This window comes from Leifsonia sp. NPDC058292 (assembly GCF_042880955.1).
Lineage (GTDB): Bacteria > Actinomycetota > Actinomycetes > Actinomycetales > Microbacteriaceae > Leifsonia.
In genome coordinates this window covers 1-19,051 of the sequence record NZ_JBHVYL010000051.1, presented here as the reverse complement: position 1 = coordinate 19,051, position 19,051 = coordinate 1, and the positions used below count along the sequence as shown (strand labels likewise).

Here is a 19,051-nt window from a genome sequence, read left to right as displayed (position 1 = left end):
CGCTACTGCAGGGTGACTGTTAGCCGGCCACTCCGACGTACTCGGCGGCCTCGTCGGGCGTCTCGGCGCCCTTCGCGAGTTCGGCACGGAGTGCCTGGCCGAGGGATGCGTCGACGTTGGTCCAGTACTGGATGGCGCGCTCCCGGATCTCCGGGCTCTTCACGCCGCCGACGGCGCCGGTGATCGTCTGCAGGAAGCGGTCTTTCGCCGCCGCGTCGAACACATCCCGGTAGAGGGTTCCCGCCTGGCCGAAGTCGTCGTCCTCCGCGTGCAGCGTGGCCGCGGCCCGCAGCAGCTCACCGTCCGACTCCCAGCTGCCCTCGCCGGCGCGTGCCGCGTCGGCCACCGGGCCGCCCTTCGAGTTCGGTGCGTACACCGGAGACTCGGGCGCCTTGAAGCCGTGACGCGCGGCGCCGTCCTGCGAGTAGTTGTGCACCGGAGCGACGGGAGCGTTCACCGGGAGTTCGTTGTAGTTGGTGCCGACGCGGTAACGCTGGGCGTCGGGGTACGAGAACACTCGGGCCATCAGCATCTTGTCGGGGCTGATGTCGATGCCGGGAACGGTGTTCGCCGGCGAGAACGCCGCCTGCTCGATCTGTGCGAAGAAATTCTCCGGATTGCGATTGAGCGTGTGCACGCCCACCTCGATCAGCGGGTAGTCGGCGTGCGGCCACACCTTCGTCAGGTCGAACGGGTTGAAGCGGTATGTCGCGGCGTCGTGATAGGGCATGATCTGCACGGAGACCTTCCAGGCCGGGAAGTCCCCGCGCTCGATGGCCTCGTAGAGGTCGCGACGGTAGTAGTCGGCGTCGGCCCCGGCGATCGCCTCGGCCTTCGCCCCTTCGATCTCCTCGTTGCCCTGCAGAGCCTCGAAGTGGTACTTCACCCAGAAGCGCTCACCGGCAGCGTTGATCCACTGGTAGGTGTGCGAACCGAAGCCGGGCATGTGGCGCCACGAGCGAGGGATGCCGCGGTCGCCCATCAGGTAGGTCACCTGGTGCGCCGACTCGGGGGAGAGGGTCCAGAAGTCCCACTGCATGTCCGCATCCCGCAGCCCGGAGCCCGGGAGACGCTTCTGCGAGTGGATGAAGTCGGGGAACTTGATGCCGTCTTTGATGAAGAAGACCGGGGTGTTGTTCCCGACGATGTCGTAGTTGCCCTCGGAGGTGTAGAACTTCACCGAGAATCCGCGCACGTCGCGCCAGGTGTCGGGCGAGCCCTGCTCGCCGGCGACCGACGAGAACCGCTGCACGGTCTCGGTGGTGGTGCCCGGCTGGAAGACCGCGGCCCGCGTGTACGCGCTCACGTCGCCGGTCACCACGAACTCGCCGAAAGCGCCGCCGCCCTTCGCGTGCACGATGCGCTCCGGGATGCGCTCACGGTTGAACTGGGCGAGCTTCTCCACCAGATAGCGGTCGTGCAGGGCGATGGCGCCGTCGTGCCCGGCGCTGAGCGAGTGCGCGTCACTTCCGATCGGCGATCCGGTCTGACTGGTCGTGTAGTTCTCCGACATTGATTCTCCTCATCGTCTGGCGGAACGCGACGACACTGCCGTCACGGATATCTCCCACCATAGCAATCTGTTTTGAATCACTAAAAACAGCGTGTCGCTACCGATCGCTGGGGTCGGCGACGGGAAAGGGGGCCTCCGCACCCGACAGCGGAGACCCCCGGCGGCTACTGCCGCGCGCCGATGACGGCGCCGCGAGTACGGCGGCCCTTGACCCGTGTATCCGCCGTATCGCTTCGCAGAAAGAGAGTGCGCAACAGTCGAAGCGTTACGCGACGATGTGACATTTATTGCCACGAATCTTGCCCAGAGAAATTTTGGATTCAGCGTTACGTTTCGCGCTCAAACGCATCTCTTCTGTGTAAGGCCTGGTCCAACCCGTGACTCGGCCCCTGCCACCCCCTAGGTAAAGGAACCCGGATCGTGACTGCCATCGCGTCAATACCCACTCGCACCAAAGCCCGCACCACCCCGGCCGCGCGCGTCCTTGCGGCGCTCTCGGGTATCGCGGTCGTGATCGCTCTCGCCGGCTGCACCGGCGGTGTCGAGACTGTCGATCTCACGAAGGGGTTCCCGGCCTCGGCCGTGCCGATCGCCGAGGGCGACATCATCGCCAGCGCGAAGTCTGGCGTCGCATACAACGCCACCGTTCAGGTCGAAGACGAAAAGGCCCAGCAGGCGGCTCTGTCCCAACTGAAGAAGAAGGGCTTCGTCGTTATCGGCACGAGCGCGGCGACGAACTCCACGGCCTATTCGCTGGCCTCGGCCGAATACTCCGTCCGCCTCGGCTTCGAGAAGTCGAAAGGCACGTACTCCGTGACCTACGGCGTATCCCCGCGCGGAGCCACCTCCGCCACATCGACCCCCACTGACGGCAAGTAGTGGACATGCCCGATTCCGTCCCGAGTGAAAGAAAGAGAATGATCACAGCAGATTCCCCAGTGCAGCGCGCACCAGGCCGGAGCCCTTGGTTCCGTGCACGCGCTGCAGTGACGGCACTCGCGGTCGCCGCCGCGAGCGTCTTGACGGCGGTGGGCGTTGCAGCCCCTGCCAACGCGGCGACGACAGCACCAGAGGTGTACTCGGTTCTCGGCGCGGAGTACCGCGTCGACTCCTACATGGACGAGATCCGCGCCGACTTCGTGCTGAGGGTGCCGAAGGGCTCGGTGAACCCAGCGACCGGCGCGGGCCTGTCGTTGTCGTACGACTACGGCAATGGCACCATCCGCACGGCACGCATCAAGGCGACGAACTCGGCCGCGGGTGCGACCACGTGGGCCCAGAACATCGATGAGTTCTACACGATCCACCAGGTGATCTCTTCCGGCCCTGACGATTTCCTCGTCATGTCGCTCGAGGGCGACCTCAACCTTCCGGACAACGGCGCCGGCAGCAATGTTCCAGGTGGTCTCCCGATCACCTTGAACCTGTACTCGACGGTCACCGTCGGCGGAGTGGCATCCGCCCAGACAACGACCCCGATGCAGTTCTACTCCTTGAGCGGCCGCAACGCCGCCGCCACGGCGAGCGGCCCTGGTGTCCAGATCGTCTGGGACAACGTCTGGCGGCTCTGGTCAGGAGGACAGGCGAACTGGGGTCAGGTTCTCGACTACGGGCTGAACGGGCAGGCCCCAGGCGTGCTGCCTGCGAAGTCCGTGGCGATCCCCCTGATGAACCCGGGGTTCAGCTCGGCCGCGAGTGGCCCTGCGGGATCGGTCTCCGACAGCTTCTGGTACCAGTGGGTGAATGAAGACGGCAGCCCCGTCACGGCGATCAACTCGCAGCCGATCCACGTCACCGGCGTGACGCCGTTCAACGGTGGCTCCAACGCCACCCGTCCGGTGGCGACGACGGTGTACAACGCCGCGCCTGCCTCGAACGGTCAGGCTGCCGGCTACCCGGCGATGATCAACGACGGCTCGAACCCCGCCTTGGGCTCGGCCATGAAGGCTGACGGCTCGATCGACTTCTCTGAGGCCGGCGGCACGGGCTACTACAAGCTCCTGGTCTGGCCAGAGTCGCACAACCCGACCACGGTCACCGTCGACAACGGCGCTCCGCAGATCATGTACTCGACGCCCCCGACTGACGCGACGCAGGCATTCACGCCGGCGTCCGTCTTCTACAACTATGACGTTCCTCGTCCGGACGAGGTGACGATCACCGCTCCGGCCGACAAGTCGCTGACGAGCAACCCGAACGTCGTTGTGACAGGCACCGGCACGCCCGGCGCGACCATCACGCTCATCCAAGACGGCACCACTCTCGTGGACGGCTACTACGGAAATGCGGTCACTGTGGCAGGTGACGGCTCTTGGTCGTACGCGCTGCCGTCTGCACTCCCGGATGCGACTTACACCATCCAAGCGGAGCAGACCGAGCACACTACCGGCTACGGCCTCACGAGCGACCCGGTGACCACCACGTTCACGATCGACACCAAGGCTGATGCTGCGGTCGCGATCACCGCTCCGAGAGACGGCCTGCTGACCACTGAGACCAGCCCGGCGATCTCCGGTACCGGCGCGGTCGCAGGCAGCACGGTCACCGTGTACGCCAACGGCACGAAGATCGGTTCGGTCGTCGCCACCTCGGGCGACTGGAGCCTGACGCCGGAGAGCCCGCTCGCAGACGGCAACTACGCGCTCACCGCGAAGCAGTTCGACGCGGCGGGCAACGAGTCGCCGGTCTCCAACACCGTGAACATCACGGTGAAGTCGCAAGCCGACGCGGCGCCCGTGATCACGGCTCCCGCCGATGGCTCGAGCACGACCGACACGACTCCGACGATCACCGGTACCGGTGTCGCGGGAAACACGGTCACCGTCCTCGACGGCGCGACCACGCTCGGAACTGCCACGGTGAAAGACGACGGCACATGGACGCTGACTCCGGCCGCGTTGTCCGGCGGGGCGCACTCGTTCACCGCTACGCAGGTCGACGGGGTCGGCCTCACCTCCGCGGTCTCGAACACCGTCACGATCACGATCGAGACGACGCCCTCGGCGTCGCAGTCGGCCATCTCGCTGGCTCCGACCTCGGCTGTCGCCGACGGCACCGCCACGATCACGGCGACGGTCACTATTAAGGGAACCAACGGCGGCAACATGCCCGGCCAAAAGGTCACGCCGACGGTTCCGTCCGGCGTGACCGCCGGAGCGGTCACCGACAACGGAGACGGGACTTACACCTTCACCCTCACCAGCACCAAGGCAGGCAGCTACGAGCTCGGCGCCGCGGTCGAGGTCAGCGGCAACCCGGTACAGATCACTCCCCAGACGGGAACGTTCACCGCCGGCGCGGTCGTCGCCTCGAAGTCGACCTATCAGGTCACCGGCGGTGCGGTCGCTGCAGACGGTATCGCAGCTCAGACCGTCACGGTCAACACTGCAGACGCCAACGGTAACCCCGCTGCGGGTGAAGCGACCATCACGGTCGCCGCGCCGGCGGTGTTCGCCAATGGAACGCAGACGATCACGGTCGCCACAGGACAGGATGGTCAGGGCACCGCTCCGGTCATGTCCTCGGTCGCCGGCACGTACCAGGTCTCGGCAAGCAGCGGCGGTTCCGCCCTATCGATCGCGAACGGCCAGGGTGGAACGGCAACGTTCCAGGCCGGAGCAGCAGTGGCCGAGAAGTCGACGTTCACGGTCACCCCGGCCGGTCCGGTCGCGGCGAACGGTAACGCCGCGTACACCGGTACGGTCACCGCGAATGACGCCAACGGAAACCCGGTCAACGCGGCCGTCGTTTCCATCGATGTCCCCAACGGTCTGACCGCAAAAGACGCCTCGGGCAACACGCTGGCCGTCTCCAACGGCAAGGCGACGCTGATCACGGGCACCAACGGTGTCGCGGCGGTCAGTTTCACCGCGATCACCGCTGCCACCTTCCCGGTGGGCGCCTATCTCGGCGCTGCGCAGATCGGCACCACACACGACCTCGCCTTCTCTGCCGGAACGGCAGTGGTAGAGAACTCGTCGTGGACTCTGGCTCCGGCAGGACCGCTGACCGCCGACGGTGTCACTGCGTACACCGCGACGATCACGCTCCGTGACGCGAACAACAACCTCGTCACAGGCGCGACCGACGTCACGGTCACCAGCGGCAGCGGCTCGACCGTCACCGCGGTCGCCGACCAGGGAGATGGCACCTACACGGCGCTCATCACCAGCGTCACAGCGGGCAGCTACATCGTTCGCGCCGCGCTCTCGGGCACCCAGATCGGAAGCACCAGCAACGCACAGTTCATTGCTGGCGCCCCGTCACTGGGAGCTGAGGGGCTGTCGACGTTGTCGGTGACCCAGGGAATCGCGTACAGCAACGGCTCCGACGTGCAGACGGCGACCGCCGTCGTCGTCGACGCCAACAACAACCCGGTGCAGGGTGTCGCTGTGGCGTTCGCCGCCACCGGTGGCGCAGCCCTCTCCTCGCCGACCGCGACGACCAACGCCTCCGGCGTTGCGTCGGTGTCTGTGACGAGTACGACGCCTGGATCGTTCCCCGTCTCGGCAACTGCCGACGGACAGACGATCAAGGGATCGCCGCAGAACGCCGTGTTCATCGCCGGTTCGCCGTCGACGGGCTCGACAGGCAAGTCGACCCTCGCCATCGATTCCAGCGATGGGATCACGGCGGATGGTGCGGCATCGCACGTCGTCACCGCCACGGTGCGCGACAGCTACGGCACGCCGCTTTCCGGTGTCGCCGTCTCGTTCACCGCTGACACCGGCGCGACGCTGAGCGGCTCTGCCGTTCTCACCGACGCCGACGGTGTTGCAACCACTCAGGTGGTAAGCACCAAGGCTGGAAGCTACAAAGTTTCCGCCACGGTCGGCGGCAACACGCTCAACCCGGCGAACGTGACGGCGAACTTCATCGCCGGCGCTCCTTCGCTCGGCGAGAACGGGACATCGACGGTCACCATCGATGACAAGAGCGCTCAGGCGAACGGAACGGACACCCACACGGTGACCGCCACTGTGCTCGACGCGTTCGGCAACCCGATCTCCGGAGTGGTCGTTCAGTTCGGTGCCGCCAGCGGCGCCAACCTGACCGCCGGATCCGGCGTGACCGACGCTTCCGGTGTCGTCACGACAACCGTCAGCAGCACCCAGGTCGGGTCCTACCCGATTTCGGCGACCGTGAATGGAACCGCACTGAAGGGTTCGCCCGTGACGGCGACATTCTCCGCGGGTTCGCCTTCGGTCGGTGCCGATGGAACCTCCACGGTCACGGCCACCACGGGAAACCGCACGGCCGATGGCGTCGACAGTCACTCCATCACGTCGACGATCCGCGACGCGCAGGGCAACGCCCTTCCCGGCGTGACGGTGCAGTTCGCCGTCGTCCCCAACGGTCCGCAGCTGTCGGCTTCGACCGCTACCACCGACGCGAACGGCCAGGCCGTCGTTCAGTCGATCAGCACGGTCGCGGGATCGTACGGCGTGACCGCGTCCGTCAACGGCACGGCTGTGAAGGGTTCGCCCGTCACAATCGCATTCGTTGCCGGTTCACCATCGACGGGAGCGGACGGCAAGTCGTCTGTCGCGATTGACAACAACACGGTGGTCGCCAACAACAGCGACACCCACACAGTGACGGCAACCGTGCTCGACGCGTTCGACAACCCGGTCTCCGGCGCCACCGTGGTGTTCGGTGCATCAGGATCCGCAAGCTTGACGGCCGGTTCGGCTGTCACGGACGTGACCGGTGTCGCGACGACCAAGGTGCGCAGCAGCGTCGCCGGGTCGTTCGATGTCACCGCCACGATCGCCGGCAGCGCCCTGAAGAACTCGCCTGTTCAGGCAGTGTTCGTCGCTGGTCAGCCCTCCACGGGTTCCACCGGTAAGTCGACCCTCACGATCGACAGCTCGAACGGAATTGCGGCCGACGGAGTGCAGAAGCACACCGTCACCGCGACGGTCAACGATGCAGCCGGCAACCCGATTCAGGGTGTCGCCGTCTCCTTCGGCGCTCCGTCAGGAACGCTGAGCGCGGGTAGCGCTGTCACGAACGCCTCCGGCGTCGCGACCACGCAGATCTCGAGCACTGTTGCGGGCACCGTTCCCGTGACCGCCACGGTCAACGGAAACACGCTGAATCCTGCCTCGGTCGACGCGAACTTCATTGCTGGAGCTCCCTCTGCGGAAGCTTCGACCGTGACGATCGACGCTGGACCGAAGGTCGCCAACGGCCAGGACAAGTACACCGTGACGGCGACCATCAAGGACGCCAACGGCAACGTGATCCCGAACGCATCAGTCGCGTTCACCGCTTCGACCGACGCTGCTCTGTCTGCGACTTCGGCTAGCACCGACAACAACGGTGCCGCCAAGATCACCGTCACCAGCACGAAGGCCGGCGCCCACTCGATCGCCGCTTCGGTCGGTGGGCTCGCCCTCACGGGTTCCCCGGTCACTGCGTCGTTCGTCGCAGGTCCGGCGGACGCCTCGAAGTCGAAACTGGCGATCGACAACACCTCGGCTGTCACGGCTGACGGTATTGCCGCTCACCTCGTGACGGCGACCATCGTCGACGCTTTCCTGAACCCGGTCTCCGGTGCTTCGGTGAGCTTCACGGCGGCCTCGGGCGCCACGCTGTCGGCTTCTTCGGGAACCACCAATGGTCAGGGAGTCGCCACCGTTTCGGTGACGAGCACCAAGACCGGCCAGTACCTGATCACGGGTGCCATCAGCGCAGGCCAGATCTCCGGTTCGCCGGTGACCGCTGTGTTCGGCGCCGGTGCGGCAGACGCTGCGAAGTCCAACCTGACGGTTTCCACCGGAACGGTCACTGCCGACGGCTCGGCCTCCCACTCGGCGGTCGTCACAGTTCGCGACGCCAACGGAAACATCGTCTCCGGTGCGCTGGTCGACTTCTCAGCGACGGACGGTGCCGCACTTTCGGCGCAGGCCGCCGTGAGCGACGCCAACGGGCAGGCCACGATCGCGATCACCTCGACGACGGCGGGAACCTACTCGGTCTCCGCAGCCATCGGCGGTGCCGCAGTCACAGGTTCGCCGGCCGACGTCACGTTCGGTGCAGGCGCGGCGGACGCGGGCAAGTCCTCGTGGACGGTCACTCCGAACGGCCCGATCCTGGCCGATGGATCCGCGAAGTACACGGCGGTCATCACCGCCCGTGACAGCAACGGAAACATCGTCTCGGGTCAGGTCATCACTGTGACCAGCCCCGCGGGCCTCACCGCCAGCTCGAGCTCGGTCACCACTGGTGCCGGGGGCACTGCCGAGGTGACTTTCACCTCTGTGGTCGCGGGCACCTACGCAGTGCAGGCAAGAATCGGTGGAAACCAGATCGGCGAGACCGCCGAGCTGGAGTTCCTCTCCGCGGCCAAGCCGTCTGCCCCGACGATCGACCCGACCAACGGGTCTGTCGTGACGGGCAGCGCTGAGCCGGGCAACACGGTGACGGTCACCGACGCTGCTGGAAACGTCATCGGTGAGACGAAGGCGGACGAGAACGGCCAGTGGTCGCTCGTTCCGAACCCTCGTCCGGCTGATGGCGCGACAATCACGGCTGTGGCGACCTCACCGAGTGGCATCCCGTCCGACCCCACCTCGGTGACGGTTGACGCGAAGGCTCCTGAGGCGCCGGTGGTGGATCCCACCAACGGTGACAAGGTGACCGGTTCTGGTGAGCCTGGTGCGACCGTGAAGATCACGGACGAGGATGGCAACGAGATCGGTTCTGGCACGGTCGATGAGAACGGCAAGTTCGAAATCGTTCCGAGCCCGAAGCCTGGCGACGGTGACAAGATCACGGTTGTTCAGGAGGACGAGGCTGGAAACACCTCGCCTGGCACCGAGGTGACTGTTGACGCGAAGGCGCCGACTGCCCCGATCGTGGATCCGTCCAACGGTGACAAGATCACGGGTGAAGCCGAGCCTGGCTCGACGGTGACGGTCAAGGACGAGGACGGCAACGTCATCGGTGAGACCGTTGCTGGTCCGGATGGTTCGTGGACGATGGTTCCGAGCCCGAAGCCTGTTGATGGTGACAAGGTCACCGCGACGGCGAAGGATGAGGCTGGAAACACCTCCCCGGGTACCACGATCACGATCGATGCGTCGGCTCCTGAGGCGCCGGTGGTGGATCCCACCAACGGTTCGCAGGTGTCCGGTTCGGCTGAGTCTGGTGCGACGATCGTCGTTACGGGTCCGGACGGAAGCGTGCTGGGTACCGGCACGGTGCAGCCGGACGGCACCTTCACGGTTCCGCTGAGCCCGAAGGGTGAAGACGGAGAGGTGCTGTCTGTGACGGCGACCGATCCGGCCGGCAACACTTCGCCCAAGACCAATGTCACGGTTGACGCGACAGCACCGGCTGCGCCAGTGCTGGATCCGACGAACGGCGACAAGATCTCCGGCTCCGGAGGCACCCCGGGCGACACCATCACAGTGATGGGTCCGGATGGCTCCGTCATCGGCACCACCGAGGTCGAAGACGACGGCACATGGTCGGTCGTTCCCTCGCCGAAGCCGGTTGACGGCGACACCGTCACCGCTACTGAGACCGACGTTGCAGGCAACGTCTCGGCCCCTGGTTCGGTGACGGTCGATGCGTCGGCTCCTGAGGCGCCGGTGGTGGATCCCACGAACGGTGACAAGGTGACCGGTTCTGGTGAGCCTGGTGCGATCGTGAAGATCACGGACGAGGATGGCAACGAGATCGGTTCTGGCACGGTCGATGAGAACGGCAAGTTCGAAATCGTTCCGAGCCCGAAGCCTGGCGATGGTGACAAGATCACGGTTGTTCAGGAGGACGAGGCTGGAAACACCTCGCCTGGCACCGAGGTGACTGTTGACGCGAAGGCTCCCGAAGCCCCTGTCGTGGATCCCACGGACGGCACCGTCGTGACGGGCCAGGCCGAGCCTGGCTCGACAGTGACGATCAAGGACGACAAGGGCAACGAGATCGGTTCTGGCAAGGCGGACGAAGAAGGCAACTTCTCGATCGTTCCGAGCCCGAAGCCTGGTGACGGTGACACCATCACGGTCACGGCGAAGGACGACGCTGGTAACACGTCGCCCGGAACCGACGTCGTCGTCGACTCCGCTGCTCCCGCAGCTCCGGTTGTGGACCCGACCAACGGTGACAAGGTGACCGGAGAAGCCGAGCCCGGCTCGACCGTGACGATCACGGACGAGAACGGCAAGGAGATCGGTTCTGGCAAGGTCGATGAGAACGGCAAGTTCGAAATCGTTCCGAGCCCGAAGCCTGGCGACGGTGACAAGATCACCGTGACCGCGAAGGACGACAACGGCAACACCTCTCCCGGTACCGAGGTCGTCGTCGATGCGAAGGCTCCTGAGGCGCCGGTGGTGGATCCCACCAACGGTGACAAGGTGACCGGTTCTGGTGAGCCCGGAACGACCGTGAAGATCACGGACGAGGACGGTAACGAGATCGGTTCTGGCACGGTCGATGAGAACGGCAAGTTCGAAATCGTTCCGAGCCCGAAGCCTGGCGACGGTGACAAAATCACGGTGGTCGTCGAAGACGAGGCTGGAAACACCTCGCCCGGTACAACCGTCACGGTCGACTCCACAGCGCCGGACGCTCCGGTCGTCGACGAGACGAACGGAACCGTGGTCACGGGTGCAGCTGAGCCGGGTTCGACGGTCACGATCCGTGACAAGGACGGCAACGTCATCGGAAGCGGCGTTGCCGGTCCTGATGGTGAGTTCTCGATCAAGCCGAGCCCTGTGCCGGCGATCGATGACGACATCTCGGTGACGGCAACGGACGTGGCGGGTAACACCTCCCTTCCGACCGTCGTCACGGTGAAGCGTTCCGTCCTGCGGATCTGGGGCCCCGACCGTTATGGAACGTCGGTGGAGGTCTCCAAGGAAGCGTTCCCGGACACGGCTTCGGCAGTGTTCATCGCTTCCGGCGAAAACTTCCCTGATGCCCTGTCTGCGGCTCCGGCTGCAGCCAAGGCCGACGCCCCAGTGCTGCTGACCCGAAAGGACGCGCTGCCCTCCGCGGTGGCGGCCGAGATCTCGCGGTTGAACCCGCAGCGGATCGTGTTCGTCGGCGGAACCGGTGCGGTCTCCGAGAACGTCGTCAAGCAGGTGATCAGCCTTCACCTGAAGGGAACGATCACCCGCCTCGGCGGAATCGACCGCTACGAGACGTCGCGGATCATCGCACTGTCCGAGTTCAAGACCTCGGACAAGGTGTTCGTCGCCTCGGGTGTGCTGTTCCCGGACGCGTTGTCGGCAGCGCCGGCAGCGGGCGCGATCGAAGCACCGGTGGTGTTGGTCAACGGCCTCGCGGCCAAGACCGACCAGAGCACCGGTGAGGCGATCATGAAGCTCCGCGCCAAGGAGCTGATCATTACTGGTGGTACCGGCGCGGTGTCGGAAGGCATCGAAACTGGGATGGACGCATACGCGCACGTGACAAGGCTGTGGGGTGCCGACAGGTACAGCACGTCAGTCGCGATCAACGCATGGGCGTTCCCGACCGCGACGACGGCGTACATCGCCGCCGGTGCGGACTTCCCTGACGCCCTCTCCGCAGCCCCCCTGGCTGCGCGGACGAAGTCGCCGATGTACCTCGCTCCGGCCACCTGCATCCCGCAGCTGGTGATGAACAGCATCGACAAGTCCGGCGCTCGACAGATCACCCTCATCGGTGGTCGCGGAGTGCTCAACGAATCGGTCGAGAATCTGGAGATCTGCAGCTGGGTAGAAGACGCGGAGGGGCGGGTGAGTTAGCCCGCTAGCCACACAAGCGGAGGCGGTGCTGGAGTCGATGACTTCAGCACCGCCTCCGCCATTTGCGCTCCGGAATACTGGAATTGTCTTCAACTAGAAGGCGCAAGTCCTTGGCTGGCAGCGGTCGACGGTGCGAGCATGAGCAGGTGGGTGTGAGCGAGAGAGACGCGGCCGGCCCCTGGGTGCTCACCGATCAAGAGCTCGTGGTGCGTTACCGCGCCGGAAACGACACCGCCGCAGCTGAGCTCTACACGCGGCACCACGAGATGGCGGTGAGACTGGCCAGGAGGCAGGCCCCGCAGAGCGATCAGATCGACGACATCGTGAGCGAAGCGTTCACCAACGTGCTCGAAGCCATCCGGCGAGGCGGCGGGCCTTCCGAGTCATTCAGCCTGTACCTGCGCACCACGGTGCGCACGGTTGCCGCAGCCGCCTACCGACACCGCGCACGGGTGCAACCCGTCGAAGACATCGAGCGAGTGGTCACCCACTACGTCGACGACCACGCTGAGCTCTTCACGGGCGACATGGATGCGGATCTCGTCAAGGCGTTCGGTGAACTGCCGGAGAGTTGGCGTCAGGTGCTCACCGCCCGGGTGCTCGACGGCAAAGACAGCAAAGAGACAGCGGTCGATCTCGGCATCTCACCGACGGCGGAACGGATGCTCTACTCGCGGGCACGCCGGGGCCTCAAGCGCCGATTCACGGAACAGAAGCAGAAGCAGAAGAGTACCGGGTCGACTCGCGCGGTTCTAGGAATCCTCGGAACCGCTCTCGTCTTCGCAGTCGGAACGATCGGCTGGGTGGTGCACGAAGATCCGACGACCCACGAGATCGTGAAACGCAGCTACCCGGGTGGAGAGTGCGTGGTCGAGTTGCATGCTCCCAGTCTTTTCGACGGCGACACCACGCTCAGCATCGAGACCGGCGGCGATGGCACCTGTTCGGCCACGTATAACCGCGAGGGTGAGTCTCCAAGGCCGTTGGAAAGCCGGTCGACCGGCGATCTCGCGCCCGGCCTCTACGACGTTTCCGTGACCACGGTCGACGGAACGTCGTCGGACACCGTGCGAATCAGCCGCTGACTGCAGCTGGAGAGGAGAGACCGAATCGGTTGCCCGCGGCATAGCGAGCGAAGATTCCCGCATCGTGTTCGGTGAGTGCGAAGACATCGACGTGTGCCTCGGGAGCAGTGACGCCGGAGGTTGCGGCACCGTACGTCGCCGACCAGGTGCCGTCGGCATCCAACAAGGCTGCGGCGATCGAGACGGACTCGCCCCCTCCGAGGTCCACCGTCACGTGGATGGGTGAATTCGGCCGTCCCCTCACAGCGAGGGTAACGCCGCCTGCCGTGCGCGTCTCCGTCACCGTTGGCGCCTTGAGCGAAAAGGGAAGCACGATCGACGTCGAATCGCGTGCAGAAGGATCTTCTGTGACCGTCAACTCGCCGGCGGCGCTGACCGGAAGCTGGTCGGTGAGCCAGGTGCCATCGGCATGGACGATGGTTTCAGCGAGTTGGGTGTCGCCTAGCCGAACGATCACAGTTGCATCAGGCGCGCCTGTTCCACTCGCTGAGGGCAGGAAGATCTCGCCGTCGCCCTGAACGAGGCGCGCAGTGAGGGTTCCCGATGCGGACGGGGGCGGAGGGCTGGCTACCTCGGCGGCGCCGGTCTTGCTGGGCTGCCGCTCGGTGGACGGCGAGGATGCGTTCGCAACGAAGATTCCCGCGACGATGCCGGTCACGGCTGCGGCGCCGGCTGCAGCCTGGATCACGCGCCGGCGGAGCTTCGGGCGGCGAGACGAGACGCGCACCACGTTCGACGGTTCGATGTCCGGCGACGTGGCGGCGCCCGATGAAGAAGCTTGCGCCATATCCATCGGGTGTGGGATGCCATCGACCCCGAGCGCATATGTCGCGGTCGACCCGCCGCGCACCGCCGACGTGTACGCCGTCGCCGCACCGATGCCGATGATCAGCGGGAGGATCACGAACGACAGCCACTTGCCCACATTGTGCGCGTCCGAGGCGATGATGGTGCAGCGCGCGCATTCGGCGAGATGCAGCTTGAGACGCTTCTCGTCGGCGGAACCGAGGGCGTCCCTCGCGTGGGCGCCGAGATGCTCGACGGTCCAGCGGCATTCTGCGGGCAGGTCTTCACTGGTCAGGTGAGCCTGCACCCACGCCTGGCGCAGACCCTCGCGGGCGCGGAAGGTGAGCACCCCGACGGCGGCCGACGAGATGCCGAAGATCTGCGCCATGTCTTTGCGGGAGAGCTGCTCGATCTCGCTGTACCAGAGGGCTTCCTGCCAGCGCTCCGGCAGGCTGCGGAACGCCTGGGCGGTGAGTCCGCGGTCGAGTTTCTGCAGCACCTCGTCCTCGCTGGAGGCGCGTTCTTTCACGAGACCGTTGCTCTCGAGCGTGTCGAAGTTCTCGACCGCAACCTCGCGGCGACCGCGCCCCCATGCCGCGGCGACATTGCGCACGACGGTGAACAGGTACGGGCGGAAGCCGGTGGTGGGGCCGCCGCCGCCGAGGATCGCCTGGTAGACGCGGGCGAACGCCTCCGACACGATGTCGTCGCCGTCGAACGACGTGGTCGTGGACTGCGCGACACGACGGGCCGCACCGGCGTGGCGTGACCACAGCAGGCCGTAGGCGGGCTTGTCGCCGCGGCGGGCACGTTCGACGAGCTCGCTGTCGGACGGCTCATGGAAGTCGGGCGTCGACGGTGCGGGCACGACCGACCTCCGTTCATCGGGTAACACGTCGAACGAGGTCGGGCACGGGCGCGCAGCCTCAAACGTGTGCGGCGACGTCAGGGGTCGCTCCATGTGAAGAGATGCGAAAACCGCCCAGATGTAACGCGGTGACGGAAAATCTTCGAAAAAAGTTGGTGAGGGGCCTCGCTACCCATGAAGCGAGGCCCCGCGGCCAAACCCGCAGCCGCTTCGCGCCCGAAAGCGCGGCGACAGTGGTCGACCTTCTGCCTGTCGGTCGAAACGTCGTCGCGTTAAGAGAGAGGGCGTGCGGCCGGAAACGTAACGCGGGGCGGTGATTAGACTCGCATCCGACTCGACAAGCGCATCCCGAAACCGGAAGGTCCCCCTCATGGAATACGTCAGGCTCGGCAACACAGGGCTCAAGATCTCGGCCGTCACGCTGGGGTGCATGAGTTTCGGCGAGCCGGGCAGGGGCGCCCACGAGTGGTCGCTGACCGAGGAGGCGAGTCGGCCCTTCATCCGGCAGGCTCTGGAGAGCGGCATCACCACCTTCGACACCGCGAACGTGTATTCGGCCGGCAGCAGCGAGGAGATCGTGGGGCGGGCTCTCGCCGACTTCGCCAGCCGTGACGAGGTCGTGATCGCCACGAAAGTGCACGGCCGGATGCGGCCGGGCCCGAACGGTGCCGGGCTCTCGCGCGCGGCCATCCTGACCGAGATCGACCACAGCCTGCGCCGGCTCGGCACGGACTATGTGGACCTCTACCAGATCCACCGATGGGACCCGAACACGCCGATCGAGGAGACCATGGAGGCGCTCCACGATGTGGTCAAGGCGGGCAAGGCCCGCTACATCGGTGCATCCTCGATGTTCGCCTGGCAGTTCGCCGAGGCGCAGCACGCGGCCGACCTGGGCGGGTGGACGCGATTCGTGTCGATGCAGGACCAGTACAACCTCATCTATCGCGAAGAGGAGCGCGAGATGCTGCCGTACTGCCTCGACCAGGGCGTCGGGGTTCTGCCGTGGAGCCCGCTCGCTCGCGGCAAGCTGACCCGCGACTGGGACGAGCGAACGGCGCGCTCCGAGACGGATGTGTTCGGCCAGACGCTCTACCGGCAGCAGCAGGAGGGCGACCGGCTCGTGGCCCAAGCGGTGAAGGCGGTCGCGGAGGAGCGAGGAGTCTCCCGGGCACAGGTCGCGCTCGCCTGGGTGCGCCAGCAGGCGGCCGTCACCTCGCCGATCGTCGGCGCCACGAAGCCGCATCACCTCGAGGATGCGGTCGCGTCGGTGGAGCTGACGCTCACCGACGAGGAACTGGCGCGACTCGAGGCGCCGTACGTGGTGCGGGCGCCCGAAGGGTTCTAGCGGGATGGCGAGCGACGAGCTGATGCTCATCCACGACGCCGACCTCCTCGCTCGGGGCGAGCGGGTTCTCGGCGACGAGTTCAAGGCCATGAGCGAACGGGTGCTGCGGGCCACCGAGCTGACCTCCCGGCTCAACGTGCTCCCTTTCGACGAGGAGGCGGGCAAGTCCGCCCTGTTCGAACAGCTCTTGGGGCGGCCGCTCGGGGAGACGGTGACGATCTACCCGCCCTTCTACACGGACAACGGTCTCAACCTGCAGCTCGGGGAGCGGGTGTTCATCAACCAGGGGTGCACGTTTCTCGACTACGCCGGCATCCGCTTGGGCGACGGGGTGATGGTCGGACCGAAGGCCACGTTCATCACCGTCGGGCATCCGGTCGACCCGGAGGAGCGGCGCCGGATCCTCACCGGCGCGCCGATCGATGTGGCGGAGAACGTGTGGATCGGCGCCGGGGCGATGATCCTCCCCGGCGTCAGCATCGGGCGGGATGCGGTGATCGCCGCCGGCGCGGTCGTGGCCGACGACGTGCCGGCGAGGAGCCTGGTCGCCGGACCGAAAGCGTCGGTGCGACGAAGCTGGTGAGGATCGGGTCTGGCCCTGGCAGGGCCAGCGACTTCAGGGCGACCTAGTCGGCGGTGCACAGAGCGCGGCGGATCCAGTCCGGCGCGTCGGTCGGGGCGAGTTCACCGCTGCGGAGGAGGCGCACGAAGTCGATCGCGTGATCGGTGAGCCGGCCATCGGCGGTGTCGGGCGCATCCCGGCCGACATGGATCGACAGCCAGCGCGTCGGGCCCGCGCCGACGCGCGCGGCAACAGCGGCGATGCCCGCGAAGTGCCTTGCTTGGCCGTCCGTTCCGTCGTCGACGTGGCGGCGGAAGCCCCGGCCGCGCAGGCGGTTGCTGCCCCCGGTCGCCGCGTCCAGTGGCCAGAACAAGCCTCGGCGAACGCCACCGACCTCCGCACCCAGGTCGATCAGGAATCGACGCGTCGATTCTGACGACGCGGCGATGCGGGCCGAGGCGTCGGCGAGTTCGGAGCAGGCGTCCATGCTCCCAGGCTACGGGAGCGTCACAGAGCGCCACTCGTCCCGTTGTGAGTACACTTGTGCTAACAAGGTGTGGTCGGGTTAGTGGGGTGGGCGAATGGTGCTGGCGGCGATCGTGGCGTGCGAGGTTGCATTCTGGGTGGTGATCCTGGCCGGCCTGGTGGCTCGGTATCGCCTGCACCGACCGCGCTTGAGTGTCTGGCTCTTCTTCTGCGCTCCCCTCATCGACGCCGTCCTGCTGGTGCTCGTCGCCATCGACCTGCTCGGCGGAGGCACGGCTTCGTGGCAGCACGCGCTCGCCGCCGTGTACATCGGTGCGTCCGTCGCCTACGGGCGGCGGATGGTCGCTTGGGCCGACGTGCGTTTCGCCCACCGTTTCGCGGGAGGACCGAAGCCGGAGCGATTGTCGGGCGCGGCCTACACGAGGAAGTGCTGGCGTGACGTGCTCTTGACCACGCTCATGGTCGCGATCGCGGGCGCGATCATCGCGGGGCTCATCCTGCTGATCGGCGATCCGGCCCGGACCGCCGCCCTCTCAGGGTTCTTCGGCGTCTTGGGAATCGTGTTCGCCGCCGATCTCCTCTGGGCGGTCAGCTACACGATCTGGCCCAAGAAGCCGGTGGCCCAGTCGCAGAGCGCCTTCTAGGCTGGATGCCGTGCCCCGCCGAATCGACACCGATGAGCGTGCCGTCCAGATCGCCGAAGCCTCGCTGCGGGTGCTCGAACGCGACGGGCTCGCGGGGCTTTCCGTGCGCGGCGTTGCCGAAGAGGCGAATGTCGCCACCGCTTCGCTCCGGCGCGCTTTTCCCACCCAGCATTCCCTCCGCGTGCACTGCCTCGAGCTCATCGAGGAACGAGCGACGAACAGGATCAGAGCACTCGATCTGACGGGCCGCGCGTTCGTCGACGAGCTCCTCGCGCAACTGCTTCCCCTCGATCGCGAACGCCGCCTGGAGCTCGTGGCGCAGATCCAGCTCGGCGTTCTGGCGCTCACCGACGCCGAACTCCAGCCGTCCGCGCGTCGGCTCAACGACGCCGTGGACCGGGGATGCAGGCTGGCCATCGACGTGCTCGCCGAGGCCGCGGAGCTCGAAGCAGGCAGAGACCTCGACTACGAGGCCCGACGGCTGCGCGCACTGCTCGACGGTGTCGCGATGCACATGCTGTGGAGCGGCGATCCCGACGACGCGGCTCGCATGCGCGACACGCTCAACCGCCACCTCGACGAGCTGAGCCGTTCCGCCTGACGCGCGCCGCTCCCGCTCCCGCCCCTCCCGCTCCGCCCCTCCCGCCCCTGCCGCGCCGTGCCGGAGATTCCGTCGCATCCGGCCCGAATCACCGTCGTGACGGACGTTCCACCGGCGTGTCACCCCAAAACTCCGGCGCCCAATGTCGGTGGTCGCCCCTAGTCTGGGGGTGATCCAGAAAAAATCGCAAAACACTACATGTAGTGGAATGACAATCGTGTCATTAGGGTTATATAGTGGGTGAACACCGCAAGAAGCGGTAACAACAAGACTTCTAGGGGAGGCCATCATGGACTACGAAAACAGCGACAGCGTTGGCGGCTACTCGGTTCCCGTCGACCCCATGGACATGCTGCAGTGTGACAGCTGCCAGTAACCAGCTAGCACCGAGCTCAGAACCCCGGCGGCCACACGGC

General features: G+C 66.3%; 10 protein-coding genes. 7 read left to right on the top strand and 3 right to left on the bottom strand.

Annotation, left to right across the window (positions count from 1 at the left end):
• Positions 1–19: 19 nt before the first annotated feature.
• The gene (locus ACFVWR_RS17750; RefSeq protein WP_387215252.1) at positions 20–1,513 is read right to left on the bottom strand and encodes a catalase; all 1,494 of its coding nucleotides are present in this window, start codon (positions 1,511–1,513) and stop codon (positions 20–22) included.
• Between the two features lie 420 nt (positions 1,514–1,933).
• On the opposite strand from ACFVWR_RS17750, the gene ACFVWR_RS17745 reads away from it, so the two are divergent.
• From ACFVWR_RS17745 to ACFVWR_RS17735, 3 genes are all read left to right on the top strand, one after another.
• Positions 1,934–2,392: a hypothetical protein gene (locus tag ACFVWR_RS17745; RefSeq protein WP_387215249.1), complete on the top strand. Its 459-nt coding sequence runs from the start codon at positions 1,934–1,936 to the stop codon at positions 2,390–2,392.
• Positions 2,393–2,499: 107 nt separating this feature from the next.
• Complete coding sequence (locus ACFVWR_RS17740; RefSeq protein ID WP_387215246.1) at positions 2,500–12,255, top strand: Ig-like domain-containing protein; 9,756 nt, start codon at positions 2,500–2,502, stop codon at positions 12,253–12,255.
• A gap of 152 nt (positions 12,256–12,407) precedes the next feature.
• Entirely contained in the window at positions 12,408–13,340 is a 933-nt protein-coding gene (locus ACFVWR_RS17735; RefSeq protein ID WP_387215243.1) for an RNA polymerase sigma factor, read from the top strand.
• Here ACFVWR_RS17735 and ACFVWR_RS17730 read toward each other — a convergent pair.
• Positions 13,330–14,994: a sigma-70 family RNA polymerase sigma factor gene (locus tag ACFVWR_RS17730; protein ID WP_387215240.1), complete on the bottom strand. Its 1,665-nt coding sequence runs from the start codon at positions 14,992–14,994 to the stop codon at positions 13,330–13,332. The two genes, ACFVWR_RS17735 and ACFVWR_RS17730, sit on opposite strands and share 11 nt — an antisense overlap.
• 370 nt (positions 14,995–15,364) lie before the next feature.
• Here ACFVWR_RS17730 and ACFVWR_RS17725 point away from each other — a divergent pair, with 370 nt between their 5' ends.
• Both ACFVWR_RS17725 and ACFVWR_RS17720 read left to right on the top strand, forming a co-directional pair.
• Complete coding sequence (locus tag ACFVWR_RS17725; protein ID WP_387215237.1) at positions 15,365–16,342, top strand: aldo/keto reductase; 978 nt, start codon at positions 15,365–15,367, stop codon at positions 16,340–16,342.
• Positions 16,343–16,346: 4 nt separating this feature from the next.
• On the top strand, positions 16,347–16,925 hold the full coding sequence (locus tag ACFVWR_RS17720) for a sugar O-acetyltransferase (protein WP_387215234.1): 579 nt from the start codon (positions 16,347–16,349) through the stop codon (positions 16,923–16,925).
• A 43-nt stretch (positions 16,926–16,968) separates the two neighbouring features.
• On the opposite strand, the gene ACFVWR_RS17715 is transcribed toward ACFVWR_RS17720, so the two are convergent.
• Positions 16,969–17,391: a hypothetical protein gene (locus ACFVWR_RS17715; RefSeq protein ID WP_387215231.1), complete on the bottom strand. Its 423-nt coding sequence runs from the start codon at positions 17,389–17,391 to the stop codon at positions 16,969–16,971.
• Positions 17,392–17,485: 94 nt separating this feature from the next.
• Here ACFVWR_RS17715 and ACFVWR_RS17710 point away from each other — a divergent pair, with 94 nt between their 5' ends.
• Both ACFVWR_RS17710 and ACFVWR_RS17705 read left to right on the top strand, forming a co-directional pair.
• The gene (locus ACFVWR_RS17710; RefSeq protein WP_387215229.1) at positions 17,486–18,034 is read left to right on the top strand and encodes a hypothetical protein; all 549 of its coding nucleotides are present in this window, start codon (positions 17,486–17,488) and stop codon (positions 18,032–18,034) included.
• Between the two features lie 10 nt (positions 18,035–18,044).
• Positions 18,045–18,635 carry a TetR/AcrR family transcriptional regulator gene (locus ACFVWR_RS17705; RefSeq protein ID WP_387215226.1) on the top strand — a complete coding sequence of 197 codons (591 nt, stop codon included), beginning with the start codon at positions 18,045–18,047 and terminating at the stop codon, positions 18,633–18,635.
• Positions 18,636–19,051: the final 416 nt, after the last annotated feature.

Excerpts from the sequence above, each read along its gene's own strand:
- ACFVWR_RS17725 (WP_387215237.1), top strand. The coding sequence starts at position 15,365 with ATGGAATACGTCAGGCTCGGCAACACAGGGCTCAAGATCTCGGCCGTC.
- ACFVWR_RS17710 (WP_387215229.1), top strand. The coding sequence starts at position 17,486 with ATGGTGCTGGCGGCGATCGTGGCGTGCGAGGTTGCATTCTGGGTGGTG.
- ACFVWR_RS17720 (WP_387215234.1), top strand. The coding sequence starts at position 16,347 with ATGGCGAGCGACGAGCTGATGCTCATCCACGACGCCGACCTCCTCGCT.
- ACFVWR_RS17715 (WP_387215231.1), bottom strand. The coding sequence starts at position 17,391 with ATGGACGCCTGCTCCGAACTCGCCGACGCCTCGGCCCGCATCGCCGCG.
- ACFVWR_RS17750 (WP_387215252.1), bottom strand. The coding sequence starts at position 1,513 with ATGTCGGAGAACTACACGACCAGTCAGACCGGATCGCCGATCGGAAGT.